The sequence below is a fragment of the Companilactobacillus musae genome, assembly GCF_003967595.1.
Classification (GTDB): domain Bacteria; phylum Bacillota; class Bacilli; order Lactobacillales; family Lactobacillaceae; genus Companilactobacillus; species Companilactobacillus musae.
Window position 1 is genome coordinate 25,837 of the sequence record NZ_BIFW01000002.1, and the last position, 15,637, is coordinate 41,473.

General features: G+C 36.1%; 17 protein-coding genes and 1 other annotated feature (1 of these 18 cut by a window edge). Of the genes, 4 read left to right on the plus strand and 13 right to left on the minus strand.

What is annotated here, in order from left to right; genetic code table 11:
- Positions 1 to 26, minus strand: a sequence feature (ribosomal protein L10 leader region); it reaches 94 nt to the left of the window's first position.
- Positions 27 to 60: 34 nt separating this feature from the next.
- From rplA to LAB100_RS03695, 13 genes are all read right to left on the minus strand, one after another.
- Positions 61 to 741 carry a 50S ribosomal protein L1 gene (gene rplA / locus LAB100_RS03635; protein WP_119325872.1) on the minus strand — a complete coding sequence of 227 codons (681 nt, stop codon included), beginning with the start codon at positions 739 to 741 and terminating at the stop codon, positions 61 to 63.
- Between the two features lie 103 nt (positions 742 to 844).
- Positions 845 to 1,267 carry a 50S ribosomal protein L11 gene (gene rplK, locus LAB100_RS03640; RefSeq protein WP_025085249.1) on the minus strand — a complete coding sequence of 141 codons (423 nt, stop codon included), beginning with the start codon at positions 1,265 to 1,267 and terminating at the stop codon, positions 845 to 847.
- A gap of 119 nt (positions 1,268 to 1,386) precedes the next feature.
- On the minus strand, positions 1,387 to 1,932 hold the full coding sequence (gene nusG, locus LAB100_RS03645) for a transcription termination/antitermination protein NusG (RefSeq protein ID WP_119325871.1): 546 nt from the start codon (positions 1,930 to 1,932) through the stop codon (positions 1,387 to 1,389).
- A 95-nt stretch (positions 1,933 to 2,027) separates the two neighbouring features.
- On the minus strand, positions 2,028 to 2,213 hold the full coding sequence (gene secE, locus LAB100_RS03650; protein ID WP_119325870.1) for a preprotein translocase subunit SecE: 186 nt from the start codon (positions 2,211 to 2,213) through the stop codon (positions 2,028 to 2,030).
- 14 nt (positions 2,214 to 2,227) lie between these two features.
- Positions 2,228 to 2,377 carry a 50S ribosomal protein L33 gene (gene rpmG / locus LAB100_RS03655; RefSeq protein ID WP_057880839.1) on the minus strand — a complete coding sequence of 50 codons (150 nt, stop codon included), beginning with the start codon at positions 2,375 to 2,377 and terminating at the stop codon, positions 2,228 to 2,230.
- Positions 2,378 to 2,447: 70 nt separating this feature from the next.
- Positions 2,448 to 3,032: a sigma-70 family RNA polymerase sigma factor gene (locus tag LAB100_RS03660; protein WP_119325869.1), complete on the minus strand. Its 585-nt coding sequence runs from the start codon at positions 3,030 to 3,032 to the stop codon at positions 2,448 to 2,450.
- Between the two features lie 101 nt (positions 3,033 to 3,133).
- Positions 3,134 to 3,919: a 23S rRNA (guanosine(2251)-2'-O)-methyltransferase RlmB gene (rlmB, locus tag LAB100_RS03665; RefSeq protein ID WP_119325868.1), complete on the minus strand. Its 786-nt coding sequence runs from the start codon at positions 3,917 to 3,919 to the stop codon at positions 3,134 to 3,136.
- Positions 3,900 to 4,313 carry a Mini-ribonuclease 3 gene (locus tag LAB100_RS03670; RefSeq protein ID WP_119325867.1) on the minus strand — a complete coding sequence of 138 codons (414 nt, stop codon included), beginning with the start codon at positions 4,311 to 4,313 and terminating at the stop codon, positions 3,900 to 3,902. The genes rlmB and LAB100_RS03670 overlap by 20 nt, the downstream gene beginning before the upstream one ends.
- Complete coding sequence (gene cysS, locus LAB100_RS03675; RefSeq protein WP_119325866.1) at positions 4,306 to 5,715, minus strand: cysteine--tRNA ligase; 1,410 nt, start codon at positions 5,713 to 5,715, stop codon at positions 4,306 to 4,308. The genes LAB100_RS03670 and cysS overlap by 8 nt, the downstream gene beginning before the upstream one ends.
- A gap of 121 nt (positions 5,716 to 5,836) precedes the next feature.
- On the minus strand, positions 5,837 to 7,333 hold the full coding sequence (gltX, locus tag LAB100_RS03680) for a glutamate--tRNA ligase (RefSeq protein WP_119325865.1): 1,497 nt from the start codon (positions 7,331 to 7,333) through the stop codon (positions 5,837 to 5,839).
- Positions 7,314 to 8,591, minus strand: coding sequence for a PIN/TRAM domain-containing protein (locus LAB100_RS03685; protein ID WP_119325864.1), 1,278 nt, complete (start codon positions 8,589 to 8,591; stop codon positions 7,314 to 7,316). Before LAB100_RS03685 ends, gltX begins: the two co-directional genes overlap by 20 nt.
- A 14-nt stretch (positions 8,592 to 8,605) precedes the next feature.
- On the minus strand, positions 8,606 to 9,979 hold the full coding sequence (radA, locus tag LAB100_RS03690) for a DNA repair protein RadA (RefSeq protein WP_119325919.1): 1,374 nt from the start codon (positions 9,977 to 9,979) through the stop codon (positions 8,606 to 8,608).
- Positions 9,980 to 9,998: 19 nt separating this feature from the next.
- On the minus strand, positions 9,999 to 10,541 hold the full coding sequence (locus LAB100_RS03695) for a dCTP deaminase/dUTPase family protein (protein WP_119325863.1): 543 nt from the start codon (positions 10,539 to 10,541) through the stop codon (positions 9,999 to 10,001).
- Positions 10,542 to 10,672: 131 nt separating this feature from the next.
- On the opposite strand from LAB100_RS03695, the gene LAB100_RS03700 reads away from it, so the two are divergent.
- The 4 genes from LAB100_RS03700 (at position 10,673) to LAB100_RS03715 (ending at position 15,576) form a co-directional block, all read left to right on the plus strand.
- Positions 10,673 to 10,975, plus strand: a complete 303-nt coding sequence (locus tag LAB100_RS03700; protein WP_119325862.1) for a GNAT family N-acetyltransferase — start codon at positions 10,673 to 10,675, stop codon at positions 10,973 to 10,975.
- On the plus strand, positions 10,976 to 11,665 hold the full coding sequence (gene rpiA, locus LAB100_RS03705) for a ribose-5-phosphate isomerase RpiA (protein WP_119325861.1): 690 nt from the start codon (positions 10,976 to 10,978) through the stop codon (positions 11,663 to 11,665).
- A gap of 13 nt (positions 11,666 to 11,678) precedes the next feature.
- Positions 11,679 to 13,022: a C1 family peptidase gene (locus LAB100_RS03710; RefSeq protein ID WP_119325860.1), complete on the plus strand. Its 1,344-nt coding sequence runs from the start codon at positions 11,679 to 11,681 to the stop codon at positions 13,020 to 13,022.
- A 130-nt stretch (positions 13,023 to 13,152) separates the two neighbouring features.
- A complete protein-coding gene (locus LAB100_RS03715; RefSeq protein ID WP_119325859.1) occupies positions 13,153 to 15,576 on the plus strand; it encodes a Xaa-Pro dipeptidyl-peptidase in 2,424 nt (807 codons plus the stop codon).
- Positions 15,577 to 15,637 lie beyond the last annotated feature (61 nt).

Here is a 15,637-nt window from a genome sequence, read left to right on the forward strand (position 1 = left end):
GTCTACGGTAGAAATCAACTATATTAATCTATCATTATTTTGGTTGTTAGTCAACACTAATTAAGCATTGATTTTAAGACCAGGGCCAAATGTAGATGTCATGTTAACACTAACTACATAATTACCCTTCAATGATGCAGGACGAGCCTTGGCAATTGCGCCAAAGAATGCGTTGAAGTTTTCAACGATCTTGTCTGTATCAAATGAGATCTTACCAATAGGTGCGTGGATAAGACCGTTTGAGTCAACACGGTATGTAACTTGTCCGGCTTTAATATCATTAACAGCCTTTGTTACATCCATAGTAACTGTACCGGTCTTAGGATTAGGCATCAAACCTTTAGGTCCAAGAACTCGACCTAAACGACCTACTTTAGCCATCATTGGTGGTGTTGCAACAGCAACGTCAAAGTCTAGCCAACCGTCTTGAATTTTTTCAACAAGGTCATCTGAACCAACAATATCAGCACCGGCTGCTTCTGCATCCTTAGCTTGTTGTCCTTCAGCGAAGACGATAACCTTTTGAGTCTTACCAGTACCATTAGGTAGAACGATGGCACCACGAATTTGTTGATCAGCTTGTTTAGGATCTACGTCCAAGTTAACAGCAACTTCAACAGTTGCGTCGAATTTAGCGAAGTCAACCTTCTTTAATAATTCAACAGCTTCTTCAGCAGTGTAAGTTTTGTTTTTATCTACTTGTTTTAGTGCTTCTGTATATTTTTTTCCATGCTTAGCCATGCTAAGTTCCTCCTTGCTTTGTGGTCTTTCGGAGAATTAAATTTTCTCCTCCCACTTGTTAAGAATGTTTTCACATTCCTGTAAACTGCTTAAATCTAGTCTTTTACTTTACTTCAAAGCCCATACTTCTTGCAGTACCAGCAACCATACGCATTGCAGATTCAACATTTGCAGCGTTTAGGTCTTTCATCTTGGTTTCAGCAATTTCGCGAACTTGGTCTTCAGTAACAGTGGCAACCTTATTTGTGTTAGGTTCGCCAGAGCCCTTTTCAACGCCAGCAGCTTTCTTCAATAGAACAGCAGCTGGTGGTGTCTTAGTAACGAAATCGAATGAACGGTCTTCATATACTGAGATAACAACAGGGATAATCATACCCTTTTGATCTTGTGTACGTGCATTGAAGTCCTTTGTAAAGGCAACAATGTTAATACCAGCTTGTCCTAAAGCAGGACCAACTGGAGGAGCTGGAGTAGCCTGTCCAGCAGGGATTTGTAATTTTACTACGTTAGCAACTTTTTTAGCCACGGTGCATACCTCCTTGTTCCGTGATGTGGTCATGATGAGAATCAAAATTTTCTCTCCCACATGTATGTCTCAAAAACATACCGTTATATAATAGCACGGCCTACTAAGATTGACAATGCTTATTTTTGTTTTTCAACAGAAGTGAAGTCTACTTCGGCAGATGTCATACGACCAAACATATCAACATCAACTTTAAGTTTTCTATGTTCATCATCAATTTCTGTGATCTTACCTGACATGTCTGAAAAGGCACCATCAGTGATCTTAACTGTTTCACCTACTTCAAAGTCAGAAGGTTTTTGTGAATCCATTCCGAATTGACTAAGAATATTATCAATTTCTTCAGGTAATAATGGTGCAGGTTTACTACCAGAACCGTGACTGCCGACAAAACCGGTAACACCTGGTGTATTACGAACGATAAACCATGATTCATCACTCATAACCATTTCAACTAGAACATATCCAGGGAAAGTTTTTTCCATTTCTTTCTTTTCTTTACCGTTTTTAACTTTTGTTTCTTCTTCTTCAGGAACAACTGCACGGAAAATGTAATCTTCCATACCCATTGATTGGGCACGTGATTCGAGATTTTCCTTAACTTTATTTTCATATCCTGAATAAGTATGTAATACATACCATTGTTTTTCGCCAGCTTCAGCCATAATTTCCTCCAAAAATTCAAAATAAAAAAACTCCGAACCAAGTCGAAGTTTTTTCCATTAGTTACATAATAGCAAATTTCTTACGTACTTACAATCTATTTAGCCATTACAAAATGTTGTAACAACGCTACCAAGCCCCAATCTACTAAGGCAAAGAAGATTGCGTACATTAATGATGTAGCGATAACAGTCCATGTATCACGTCTGTTTTCTTTAAATGTAGGCCAAACAACTAATTTCATTTCTTTATTGACGCTACCAAAAAATTTAAATAGTTTCATTTGTTCCTCCAAGGTTATCTTGTTTCTTTATGTAATGTATGTTTGCCACAGTGCTTACAGAACTTCTTTACTTCAAGACGTTCAGTTCTATTTGGGTTCTCAGTAATTGTATAGTTACGTGAACCGCAAACTTCACAAGCAAGGGCGACTTTTCTTAATCCCATGTCTATCTCCAAAATCTAATCTTAATCTTATTAATTGTAAACTCTGGGAGTTGTTTTGTCCATTGCAATATCATGACAAATCTAATTCCCGAGCTTTTTTGATTTTACGATGACAGCTATAAACTGCTTGACGAATCTGCCTCTCATCAGTTTGGGCCTGCTCACAAGCCTGTCTTAATGAAAGATGACCCATGGCGTATCTCAAAGCCACAATTTCGGTCTTAGTCATCTTCTTAGCTAGATAATTCAAAGTATCAAATAACTCAATTTGATTACGATGACTGGGAATAGTTAAGCGCTTTGTATCAATTTTTTCGAGTGGTTCAGCAATATTATTAAGTTTTCTTTTTTGAGAATTTTCTTTACGAATTATATCAATAACACGATGTTTAAATTTCATTTTAAAAAAGCTACCAAATTTGGAACCAGTTGTTCCATCAAATAAATTACAGGTTTGGTAACAGATCCAAAATGCTTCTTGATACCAGTCGTTACGATCCAAACTTTTAATATAGTAATGGGCACGCATATTGTCGATCATTGGGCGATACTTATTAATTAAACAACTTAGTGCATTGGAATCATGATTACTTCTTACTTGTTCAATCCATATTGCTTCTTCTTCGTTGTACATCGGCAATGTTGTTACAGACAATTATTTTATAATTCTACAATAACATGAATTCCAATCCCATTTTAAGCGAACTCTTGTTTACAAAAAAAACGAATGAAATTTAATCATCCGTTTAATAATTATTAAGCATTACGTGAAGCAAAAGCTTGATATAACAAGATACCAGTTGCAACTGAAGCGTTCAAACTTTGAACATGTCCAACCATCGGAATATTCAATGTTTGATCGGCTTGTTTAAGAACTAATGGTGAGATACCTTTACCTTCATTACCAATAATTAAAGCAACTGCACCCTTAGCATTCCAATTACGATAGTTGTCACCTTCCATAGCTGTACCAAAGACCCAAACGTTACGCTTCTTTAAGTCTTTAATAGTATTAACTAAGTTAGTAACTCGTACAACAGGAACATGTTCAATCGCACCAGTTGAAGTCTTCGCAACAGTTGAAGTCAATCCAGTTGAACGATGCTTTGGAACAATAATTCCATCTACACCGACAGCATCAGCAGTACGCATAATTGAACCTAAATTATGAGGATCTTCAATTTTGTCAAGAATCAAAATAAAAGGATCAGTACCCTTCTTTTCAGCACTCTTAAAGATATCGTCCATTTCTGCGTATTGGTATGGAGCAACATAAGCTGCCATACCTTGGTGATTACCACCATCACTGACATCATCTAATTTATTCTTAGGTACTTCTTGAACGATTAAACGATCACGTTTAGCTAACTTGATAGCCTCAGCAATATGTTCACTTGAAAGTCCCTTTTGAACTAAAACCTTATTTACACGTTGATTAGCTGTTGCTGACTTCAATAATTCAATTACTGAATGTACACCATAAACTAATTCATTTTCCTCTAAATTACTACTATTGTTATGTCTATTCGAATTGTCTGCCATCTGCTTCTCCTGTTTCCACTTCATTGATGCACCATTGTGCTAATTCTTTCACACGTTCTTTGTCGCCAGTAATATCTAAATAACCAAAAACAGCTTCAAATCCAGTGGACATATGATATGTGACAACACTCGTATTCTTTGCTTTTGTTTGCTTTTTCGCATTGCGACCGTTCTTATAAATCCGAATTTCTTTTTCAGATAAAACATCTTTATCAAGCATCAAAGTAATTAAAGATGCCTGAGCCTTCGCTGAAACGTAGTGCTTTGCTTGGTGCTGTAGTTCGTTAACTTTAACGATATTTTTAGAGAGTAAATGTTCACGAATGAATACTTCATAAACTGCATCCCCTAAATAAGCCAAAGTCACGCCATTAAATTTTTTAACATCAGTCATTAATATGCCACCGTGTTCCCTGTGGTGTATCTTCTAGAATTACACCCATGTCTTTTAATTGGTCACGTAATTTATCACTTGTAGCAAAATCTTTGTCTGCACGAGCTTGATCACGTTGATCGACCATTTGTTGAATCTCTTCAGAAAGATCCTTTTGATCATCTAATTTAACACCTAAGATACTTGTCAAATTGACCATAGCTTCTAGAATAACATTTACGTTATTTTTCGCAACTATATCCTGAGCCGCATAATTGTTTGCTAAACTAACCAAGTTAAATATTTCGGTTAAACCATTTTGAACATTAAAATCATCATTCATAGCTTCTTTAAAGGCATCAACGATTGTTGCAACTTGCGTGAACATATCACTATCATCATCGTCTTTTTCAGCATTATCTAATCTGAATTTCAAATTATTGTAAGCTGTTTTGATTTTACTCAAATTATCGGCTGCCTTTTGTAAATTAGATTGTGAGTATTCAAGTGGACGACGATAATGTGTTGAAGATAAGAAGAAACGTAAAACTTGTGGATCTGTTGTCTTAACAAGATCATGAACTGTGACAAAGTTTCCTAGTGACTTACTCATCTTTTCATTGTTCTCGACTGTAACGAAACCATTGTGCATCCAATAGTTAACGAATTTCTTACCTGTTTTAGCTTCGCTTTGGGCAATTTCATTTTCATGATGTGGGAACTCAAGATCTTGACCACCACCATGAATGTCAAAAGTATCACCTAAATATTTAGTCGACATGACTGAACATTCAATATGCCAACCTGGACGACCTTCACCCCATGGAGAATCCCATTTGATCTCATTAGGTTTAGCTTTCTTCCAGAGTGCAAAATCGATTGGATCTTGTTTCTTATCGAATTCATCATCGCCAATATGTTCACTGGCACCTTCAACTAATTGATCGATATTTTGACCAGATAGTTCACCATAATTCTTAAATTTTCTAGCTCGATAAAAGACATCGCCTTGTGATTCGTAAGCGTAACCTTTTTCAATCAAATCAGAGATAAAATCGATGATCTCTTGAATATTGTCAGATGCTCGAGGATTAATTGTGGCCTTTTGAACGTTGATAGCAGCAATATCTTCATAGAATGCTTTAATGTAACGGTCCGCCACTTCGGGTACAGTAATACCTTCTTTGTTGGCCTCTTTGATCATCTTGTCATCGACATCGGTAAAGTTAGAAACAAATTTCACTTTGTATCCAAGAAATTCCAAATAACGTCGAATTGTGTCAAACGCAACGATAGAACGAGCATTACCAATATGAATATAATTGTAGACGGTTGGTCCACAGACATACATATTCACTTCGTTAGGCGTTAATGGTTTAAATTCTTCTTTTTGGCGTGTCAATGTGTTCAATATTTTTAACATTTTATTCCACCCTATAAAAAAAAGAGGTTGAGGCAAACTAAGTTTTCCTTCAACCTCTTTTTGGTTTCTTGTTTATTTGAAACGAGTGAAATGAGAGTAACTCTCCCATACCACTCTCTGATTATTTCATTTCTGAAAGTGTCTTGTCAATATTAGCAAGAGCTTTGTCGCGACCAAACAATTCGATAGTTTCAGCAATAGCTGGACCATGCATTGTTCTTGTAGCGGCAATTCTAGCTGGCATGTAAAGTTTTCTACCCTTAACTCCAGTATCAGCTCTAACTGATTGAATAGCACTCATAATTTGAGTAGCAGTGAAACGGTCAAGTTTTTCTAACTTACCTTTCAAGTCTTCAATAGCAGTCTTAGCATCGTCATCAGCAAGTTCTTTTTGTTCGTCATCTGTTAGATGTTCTGGTTGGTTAAAGAAGACATCTGACAAGTCAACGATTTGTTGTGTGTATGACATTTGTGGCATGTAAAGTTCTGTCAAATGTCTTACCCATTGAATTTCGTCTGTACTTGGGTTAGCTTCGATACGTTTTGCTTCAATTAAGTTAGCAAGTACTAAGTCAGTGATTTCACTGAGATCAGCATTCTTAACATATTGGTTGTTGACCCATTCAAGTTTCTTTTGATCAAACTTAGCAGGTGATTTACTTAAACGATGTTCATCGAAGATCTTGATAAATTGTTTACGTGTAAATAATTCATCTTCACCAACTGGTGACCAACCTAATAGGGCAATAAAGTTAAACATTGCTTCTGGCAAGTAACCTAACTCACGATATTGTTCGATAAATTGGAGAATTGATTCATCACGTTTACTTAATTTCTTACCTGTTTCAGTATTGATGATCAATGTCATATGACCAAACTTAGGTGCTTCCCAGCCTAGTGCTTCATAAATCATCAATTGTTTTGGTGTATTGGCAACATGATCGTCACCACGAAGAACATGACTGATTTCCATCAAATGGTCATCAATAACAACGGCAAAGTTGTATGTAGGCATACCATCACGCTTTTGGATAACCCAATCGCCACCAATAGTATCAGAACCGATTGAAACTTTACCTTTTACGATATCGTCCCATTCATAGTTCTTACCAACTGGTACGTGGAAACGAACAACTGGTTGTAAACCAGCATCTTCAGCTTCCTTGATCTTAGCAGCCTTTTCATCTTCAGACATACCTTCGAATTCGTATTCGTAGTGAGGCATTTGACCATGAGCTTCTTGATCTTCACGCATTTGTTGTAGTTGTTCTTCAGTCAGATATGATTTGTAAGCCAAGCCCTTTTCAAGTAATTCATCAATATATTTTTGATAAATTTCTTTTCTTTCTGATTGACGGTAAGGACCATAATCTCCACCGACATCTGGACCTTCATCCCAATCAACGCCAAGCCATTTAAGGTTTTCTAGTTGACTCTTTGTACCACCTTCAACGTTACGCTTTGTATCAGTATCTTCGATACGGATAACGAAAGTTCCCTTGTGACTACGTGCGAACAAGTAGTTAAAGATAGCTGTTCTAGCGTTCCCAATGTGCAAGTGACCTGTTGGACTTGGTGCATATCTTACACGAATTTTGTTATCTGACTTTTTTGCCATTTCTGTGTTCTCCCCTTTTATTTCTCGAGCCGTTTTTATTTGAATTCCGATTGCCATTGTTGTTACGGTTGCGATTGTTGCCACCGTTCTTACTTTGGTTATTGGTATTCTCCTTGGCACTGCTCTTTTCCTGGATACCATGCATTGAATGCTTAGGCTTTGCAAATATCATTTTACCAGCATCGGTTTGCAACGCACTAGTTACAACGACATCGACATCTTTGTTGATGAAATATTTACCTTCTTCAACAACAACCATCGTACCGTCTTCTAGGTATGCGACACCTTGCTCTCTTTCAGTACCCTCTTTTATAACTTTAACAGTCATCGTTTCTCCTGGCAAAACCATAGGTTTCAAAACTTTGGCTAATTCGTTAATGTTAAGTACTTGAACATTTTGAAATTCACTTACCTTACTTAAATTATAATCATTTGTGATGACAGCACCACCGATTTCTTTAGCTAATTTAAGTAATTTCATATCCACTTCTGGAATATTATCATAATCACGTGTTGTTGTTTCGTAATTTATTGTTTGATCCATCTTAATTTCATTCAAAATGTCCAAACCACGACGACCACGTTCACGTTTTTGATTATCACTAGAATCAGAGATCAATTGTAATTCATGTACAACGAAATCAGGAATCATCAACTTACCTTCCAAAAATCCCGTTTGAGCCAACTGATGAATTCTTCCATCAATAACAACTGAAGTATCTAAAATCTTATATGGATAAAAGTCCTTCTTAGCCGAACGACGTGTTACTTCACCCTCTGAAGCTAAAGCACTACCCTTATCAACCTTATTTTCTGCATTGTTACTACGTTTAGAGATAGAGAAATTACTCCAGTCACTACGACGGCTTGTTCCCATTCTAAATCCGATCCAGCCAAAGACGATCATTAAGATCACTGGAATCACATTTGAAAACATATTGTGCATCAAATAGAACGGAATTGAAATGATATTAGCTAAAACTAAACCACCAATTAGAAAAGCTGAACCGTAAATGATCCAACCAGGGGATCTAGAATTTAAATATTTTTCAATTCTTTGATTCAAATTCAAAATTGGTTTAACAAACAAGAACGACAAGAAATAAAATATAATACATCCAATAAGTCCGTCAAAATAGCCGTTATTGATAAAAGCAACTTCTGCTAAGCCTGATACTTCCCACAAACTAGGTAAGACAGTAATACCAACTGCAATACCTAATAGTGCAAAAATTATATTTACTACAATCTTTCGCATAGAAACCTCCTCATTTAAAAAATCTTGTTCATTGCATCTGATACTGTACTGACACCGATTATTTTAATCTTGTTATTTTTAGACCAGTCACCCAAATTGTTTTTAGGAATAAAAATACGTTTAAATCCTAATTTCTCTGCCTCATTAACTCGTTGATCAATGCGGTTGACTCGACGAACCTCACCCGTCAAACCAACTTCACCGACGAAACAATCAGTCCCAGGAATACCAATATTCTTATAACTGGATGCAATTGACATTGCCAAAGCTAAATCAATCGCTGGCTCATCTAATTTTACTCCTCCAGTTGATTTTAAATAAGCATCTTGGTTTTGAAGCATTAGATTTCCACGTTTTTCCAGAACCGCCATAATAACAGAAACACGATTATGATCTAAACCAGTTGCTGTTCGTTTGGCATTTCCAAAAATAGTTGGAGTAATCAACGATTGAATTTCAACTAAAATTGGTCTGGTACCTTCCATAGAAACCACAACCGCGGAACCATTGGCATCAGCTAAACGTTCCTCTAAGAAGATCTCCGAAGGATTGGCCACTTCTACCAATCCTTTAGTCTGCATCTCAAAAATACCAATCTCGTTAGTTGAGCCAAAACGATTCTTAACCGATCTCAAGATTCGATAGCTATGATGGGTGTCCCCTTCAAAGTATAGAACAGTATCCACCATATGTTCCAAAATCTTTGGACCAGCAATAGCTCCACCTTTGGTAACATGTCCCACAACAAAAACGGTTACATTCTGTTGTTTAGCAATATTCATCAATTCTGCTGTAACTTCTCGAATCTGTGAAATACTACCAACGGCTGATGTTATTTCAGGTTCATCCATTGTTTGAACAGAATCAATGATTAAGTAATCTGGATGCATATCATCAATTGTTTGACGAATGTAACTCATATCAGTTTGTGGATAAAGATATAAATTATCACCTGTTATTCCTAAACGATCAGCTCTCATTTTGATTTGCGAGGCACTTTCCTCACCAGATACATATAAAACTTTGCCGCCATCTTTGGCCAATTGACCGGAAACTTGTGTTAGTAAGGTTGATTTTCCAATTCCAGGATCTCCACCAATTAAAATCAAAGAACCTGGCACGATTCCACCACCAAGTACTCGATTCAACTCACCTAATTCAGTTTTAACTCTTGGTTCTTTTTCAAAAGAAACTTGAGCAAGCTTAACTGGCTTAGACTCTAAATCACTAACACGACGACTGGGCGTTGCACTAGCTTTAACAGATTCTGGATGATCGACTTCTTCAACCATTTGATTCCAAACACCGCAATTAGGACAACGTCCTAAGTACTTTGGTGAAACATAACCACAATTTTGACAGACAAATTTTGTTTTAGCTTTAGCCAATAAAATAATTCCCTTCTTATTATATTCCTGAAGAACCAAATCCTCCATGACGTTTCGTTAATCCACCTTCATCATCATCCGTTGTTAGATAATTGATAAAGATACCTTGTGCTAAGCGTTCGCCCTTTTTAACTTTGTAATCAACTGGGAAGAAATTGATCAATTGAACAAACAATTCTCCCTCATTACTTTCATTATTATAATAATCGGCATCAACTACTCCAATACCATTAGGAATTGCCAAGCCACGTTTTAATGGATTGCTGGAACGACTAGCAATAATCAACACTTCATCATCTTGCATATATGCTTTAACCCCAGTTGGTACTAAGACTGGTTTGATTGACTTCTGAACATCTGCAATTTTATTCTCATCCATTTTTCCTTTGTTAAGAATGAACTTCAAAACGTTCAAAACTCCAAATTTCCAGATTGAAGGCACAACGAAATCCTCGGCACTTTCTATATCGTACCCAGCAGCATTTTTAGTTTGACGAATTGGCAAATTGATTCCTTTACCCTCGTATTTTTTCACAATTTCAAATCCACGTTTTTTTGTCAAATTGAAAACTCCTTCAGCATTAGATAACTAAAATAATAGCATTTTAGACGCCATAAAACTATTCATAGCCCTGACTTTCTTCTTATAATAGAGTAGTATAAAATTAAATTAATCAAGCAGGAGGTAATTTTATGGAAATGAAGCACGAAGATGGTCGTTTCTACTTGGAAGACAATGACAAAATGATTGGTGAAATAACTTATTCCTCTGTTGAAGATGGTGTTATTTCATTAGATCATACTTATGTTGATGACGATTATCGTGGTCAAGGATTAGCTGGTAAACTTTTGAATGCTGCATTGGATTTTGCTGACTTAAAGAGTTTAAAAATTGTTCCCGTTTGTGAATATGCTAAAGCATCTTTCAAAAAGAAACCCGAGATCCGCTTTTTATTAACCGATAATTACCAAAAACTGCTAAAGGGGGAAAATTAGTTGGATCAAAATGAATTAAAGAAAGCTGTTGGTACAAAATCCGTCGACTATATTCAAAGCAATACAGTCGTAGGTCTTGGTACTGGCTCAACAGTTTATTACATGATTGAAGAATTAGGCAAAAGATATCAGGCCGGTGAAATTCAAAATATTGTTGCTGTAACTACTTCATCACGCTCCGAAAAACAAGCTAAATCTCTTGGTATCCCAACCAAAGATCTTAACGACGTTGACCACATTGATTTAACGATTGACGGTGCTGATCAAATTGATAAGAATTATCAAGGTATCAAAGGTGGCGGAGCTGCTCATCTTCTTGAAAAGATGGTCGCAACTAATTCTACTAAGAATATCTGGATCGTCGATCAATCAAAAATGGCTGATACTTTAGGTAGTTTCCCATTACCTTTGGAAGTTATTCCTTTTGGTTGTGAAAAAACCTTTGCTGATTTGAAGAAGGAAAATCTTAAACCAGAATTTCGTTTGGATGATAAAGGCAATCGTATTTTGACACATAACAAAAATTACGTAATCGATCTTAAAATGGGTGAAATTAAGCATCCCCACTTATTGGCTGATTGGTTAGATCATCAAGTTGGAATAGTTGCACATGGACTATTTCTTGATATAGTTAATACTATTATCGTCGGTTATGAGAACGGACCTAAAGTAATCGATAATATCAGATAGAGGAGAATATTGTATGACTAAAGAAATCACATCATCAGAATTAGATAAATTTCAAACTGCATTCGAAAACACACCTGGTTCTTCAGCAATTAAAAATGCTGTTGCTAACAACGGTTTGTACAAATCAAGTGAAACAATTGCTTCCAAAGTAGCTATGGACCCAACTTTCTCAGTTGAACTCGATACTGGTAAAGTTGCTGATCAAAAACAATCTGGACTTTGCTGGGTCTTTGCCGCTTTGAACACTATGAGACACCCTCTTCAAGACAACTTCAAGATCAAAGGCTTTGAATTATCACAAGGCTATATGCTTTTCTGGGACAAACTAGAAAAATCTAACTACTTCTTAGAAAATGTTATCAATACCGCTGCTTTACCTACTGGTGATCGTAAAGTTGACTTCTTGATGGCAACACCTCAACAAGATGGTGGTCAATGGGATATGGTTATGGCACTAGTTCAAAAATATGGTGTCGTTCCAAAGGCTGTAATGCCAGATACATTCAGTCGTACAAATTCTTCTGAATTAAACTCAGTTCTTAATAAGAAATTACGTAAAGATGCTATTATCTTGCGTAACTTAGTTAATGACAACAAATCTGATGAAGATATCGAACGTAAAAAGAACGAAATGCTAAGTGAAATCTACAAGATTTTGGTTTATACAGTCGGTGTTCCACCTACTAAGTTCGATTGGGCATATCGTGATGATGACAAGAACTACCACAAAGAAACTGGCATCACACCACAAGAATTCTTCAAAAAGTATGTTGGTTGGGATTTAGATAGTTATATTTCAACTATTAATGCCCCTACATCTGACAAACCTTACAACCACGTTTATACAGTTGAAATGTTGGGTAACGTTATTGGCGGTCGTCAAGTTCGTCATTTGAATCTTGAAATTAACGACTTCAAAAAACTTGCTATTAAACAACTTCAAGCTGGCGAAACAGTTTGGTTCGGTAGTGACGTTGGTCAAAGTTCTGATCGTAAAATTGGTATTATGGACACAAACATCTATGATCTTGAAGGACTATTAAACACTGATCTCAAAATGACTAAAGCTCAACGTCTTGATTACATCGAAAGTATGATGACTCATGCCATGGTTATTACTGGTGTTGATCTAGATGAAAATGGCAACCCATTGAAGTGGAAAGTCGAAAACTCATGGGGTGAAAAGGTTGGTAACAAAGGTTACTTTGTTATGAGCGACTCATGGTTTGATCAATTCGTTTATCAATTAGTTATCAATAAGAAATACTTACCAGAAGATCTTAAAAAGACCTTCGAAACAGAATCTAAGGAACCTAAGGTACTTGCTCCATGGGACCCAATGGGTGCCTTAGCCTAATTTTTCACTAAATAAAACTCAGCATAATGACCATCAAAATATGGTTTGCGTGCTGAGCTTTTTTTATAACTAGGTAAATACTTTCCGACTGTCTTATAATGAAATTAATATCTAAAAAGGAGTTGTCAATATGAAAAATAACCAATTTGCTATTCGTCCAACAGACTTTAAAGATCAATTAATAGAACTTAAAAATATCGGTTTTCTAGACAAGGATAATGAATCAGAAACAGATACTATCAAGCTTTGGAAAAGTTTCCTAAGTAAGAGTTTTTTAGAATCTAAAACCTCTTCCACCTTTGAAGAAGAATTAAAAACTTATATGGCAACGAAAGATCAGAATCTTAATGAATATTTGGATTCAGCTACCCGCTTATCTGTTGCAGCTTTTTATAATGTTGCTTTGCAACTATTGAAGTTTAATCCAGATGTTGATTTTTCGTTTGAAGAACCTTTAGAAGCAATGAAAAAAATTCAATTAATGATTGCGGATCATAACACCAACTTCTTCACTACCGACGAACTTAAATCTGCTTGGTATTGGCTTTTGGCAACTCACAATAAAACTGGTCAAACTTACCTCGATTCATTAGCAGCTAAAGGATTCTTTGTGCCATTCTATGGAAAAGTAACCAAGCCTTTACTTTTCAACGGCAAAACTCTTCCAGTCTTTGATCCTCATAAACTAATTCGAGAAGTAGTTTATGTCGAATCTCCCCAAGATAGCGATCATGACGGTAAGCGTGACTTGCTAAAGGCAGAGATATTACGTCCTCAAGAAACTGAACAAGGTTTAAAAGTACCAGTTCTTTATACGGCTAGTCCTTATAACCAAGGTACGAACGATGAAACTGGCGAAAAATTGACTCACAATGTCAACGTTTCCTTAAAACACAAAATACCTAATAATTTGCAATATCAAGATATTGAATATAAAACTCCTGAATTCACAATTCCCGCTCCTCGTGAGATCAATGGTCAAACTAAAAAAGCTGAACAAGATTTTGCTAGAGAAAATTCTTATACTTTGAATGATTACTTCTTAGCACGTGGCTTTGCTGTCGTTTATATGGCTGGAATTGGGACTAAAGATTCTGACGGTTTCCGAACTACTGGTGACCCAGAAGAAACTACTTCAACTGTTTCTATTATCAAATGGCTGACTGGTGAATTGCCCGCCTTCACAAATCGAACTGACAACATTGAAATTAAAGCATGGTGGTCCAATAAAAAAATTGCAATGACAGGACGTTCTTACTTAGGTACTCTTGCTACAGCCGCCGCCACAACCGGTGTTTATGGTCTAAAGACAGTTATTAGTGAGGCTGCCATTTCAAGTTGGTACGACTACTACCGTGATGGTGGCTTAGTAATTGCCCCAGATGGCTTTCCCGGTGAAGACGCTGATGTACTAGCAGAGGAAACTTTCAGTCGTCGTTTGCAACCTGGTGATTTTCACAATATCAAGGATAAATGGAATGAACAAATTACTAAGATCCAAAAAGGTGAAGATCGAATCACAGGCGACTATAATACGTTTTGGGATGCTAGAAACTATCACAAAAACTTTTCGAATATAACTGCTGACGTCTTTATGGTCCATGGTTTAAATGATTGGAATGTAAAGCCACGCAATGTTGAAAGATTATGGAACGGGATTAAGCATAACGGCGTTACACAAAAGATCATTCTCCATCAAGGACAACATATTTACATCAATGCCTTCAGATCAATTGACTATAACGATATTATCAATCTCTGGCTAACGCATGAATTATTAGGAATTGACAATCAAGCTAAAGAAATAATTCCTAATGTTATCATTCAGGATAATACTAAAGCAGAAACTTGGAACAGTTATCAAGACTGGTCTAATGCAAAAAATGATAAGATTAACTATCACTTATCAGATGATAAATTACTCACTAAAGACGTTGCTGGGTCCATTCAATCCTTCAGTGATAAACTCGATGAAAAGACTTTTGATTATTACAGTAAGCATAACGCCGATTGGGAAAAAGATTTATTATCTACCGATAAAAAACTAATCAATAATCAACTAACTTATAAAACTGAGCCTCTAAATGAGCCTTTAATTATCGATGGAAAAGTTAAACTTCACTTAACTGTATCTTCAAGTCAAGACTTGGGGCTTTTGAGTTTCCAATTAGTCGACTATAAGAACAGCAAACGTTTAACTGTTTCTCCTACTCTATTATCAAAAAACAGCTTGGCAGAAACTTATGATTGGCGTGAAGATGATCTTCGTGAATTTACTTTGGCTAAAGCTACTCCATTTAAAATGATTACTAAGGGTCACTTAAATTTACAAAATCGTGAAAATAACTATAAAACTAATGAACTAAATCCTAACGTTTTCTATAATATTGATGTAGAATTGCAACCTACTTTTTACAAGCTTCTTAAGGGCCATCAATTAGGTCTAGTCATTTATGCAACTGATTATGGCATGACCGTTCGTGGCAACCAAGATATTAAGTATTCAATTCAAACGAATGATGCCTCATTAATCGTTCCAAGATACACCAAATAATATCAACAGCGGTTAAATACTTTGATATATATTGAAAATCACTAGACGAAAATTAAGTGGT

What these genes read in the sequence shown, in the direction of transcription:
- LAB100_RS03700 (WP_119325862.1), top strand. Translation starts at nt 10,673, where the DNA reads ATGGAAATGAAGCACGAAGATGGTCGTTTCTACTTGGAAGACAATGAC.
- gltX (WP_119325865.1), bottom strand. Translation starts at nt 7,333, where the DNA reads ATGGCAAAAAAGTCAGATAACAAAATTCGTGTAAGATATGCACCAAGT.
- LAB100_RS03670 (WP_119325867.1), bottom strand. Translation starts at nt 4,313, where the DNA reads ATGACTGATGTTAAAAAATTTAATGGCGTGACTTTGGCTTATTTAGGG.
- nusG (WP_119325871.1), bottom strand. Translation starts at nt 1,932, where the DNA reads ATGGCTGAAGCTGGCGAAAAACAATGGTATGTATTACATACTTATTCA.
- rlmB (WP_119325868.1), bottom strand. Translation starts at nt 3,919, where the DNA reads ATGGCAGACAATTCGAATAGACATAACAATAGTAGTAATTTAGAGGAA.
- LAB100_RS03715 (WP_119325859.1), top strand. Translation starts at nt 13,153, where the DNA reads ATGAAAAATAACCAATTTGCTATTCGTCCAACAGACTTTAAAGATCAA.
- LAB100_RS03710 (WP_119325860.1), top strand. Translation starts at nt 11,679, where the DNA reads ATGACTAAAGAAATCACATCATCAGAATTAGATAAATTTCAAACTGCA.
- rplA (WP_119325872.1), bottom strand. Translation starts at nt 741, where the DNA reads ATGGCTAAGCATGGAAAAAAATATACAGAAGCACTAAAACAAGTAGAT.
- LAB100_RS03685 (WP_119325864.1), bottom strand. Translation starts at nt 8,591, where the DNA reads ATGCGAAAGATTGTAGTAAATATAATTTTTGCACTATTAGGTATTGCA.
- cysS (WP_119325866.1), bottom strand. Translation starts at nt 5,715, where the DNA reads ATGTTAAAAATATTGAACACATTGACACGCCAAAAAGAAGAATTTAAA.
- rpmG (WP_057880839.1), bottom strand. Translation starts at nt 2,377, where the DNA reads ATGGGATTAAGAAAAGTCGCCCTTGCTTGTGAAGTTTGCGGTTCACGT.
- secE (WP_119325870.1), bottom strand. Translation starts at nt 2,213, where the DNA reads ATGAAACTATTTAAATTTTTTGGTAGCGTCAATAAAGAAATGAAATTA.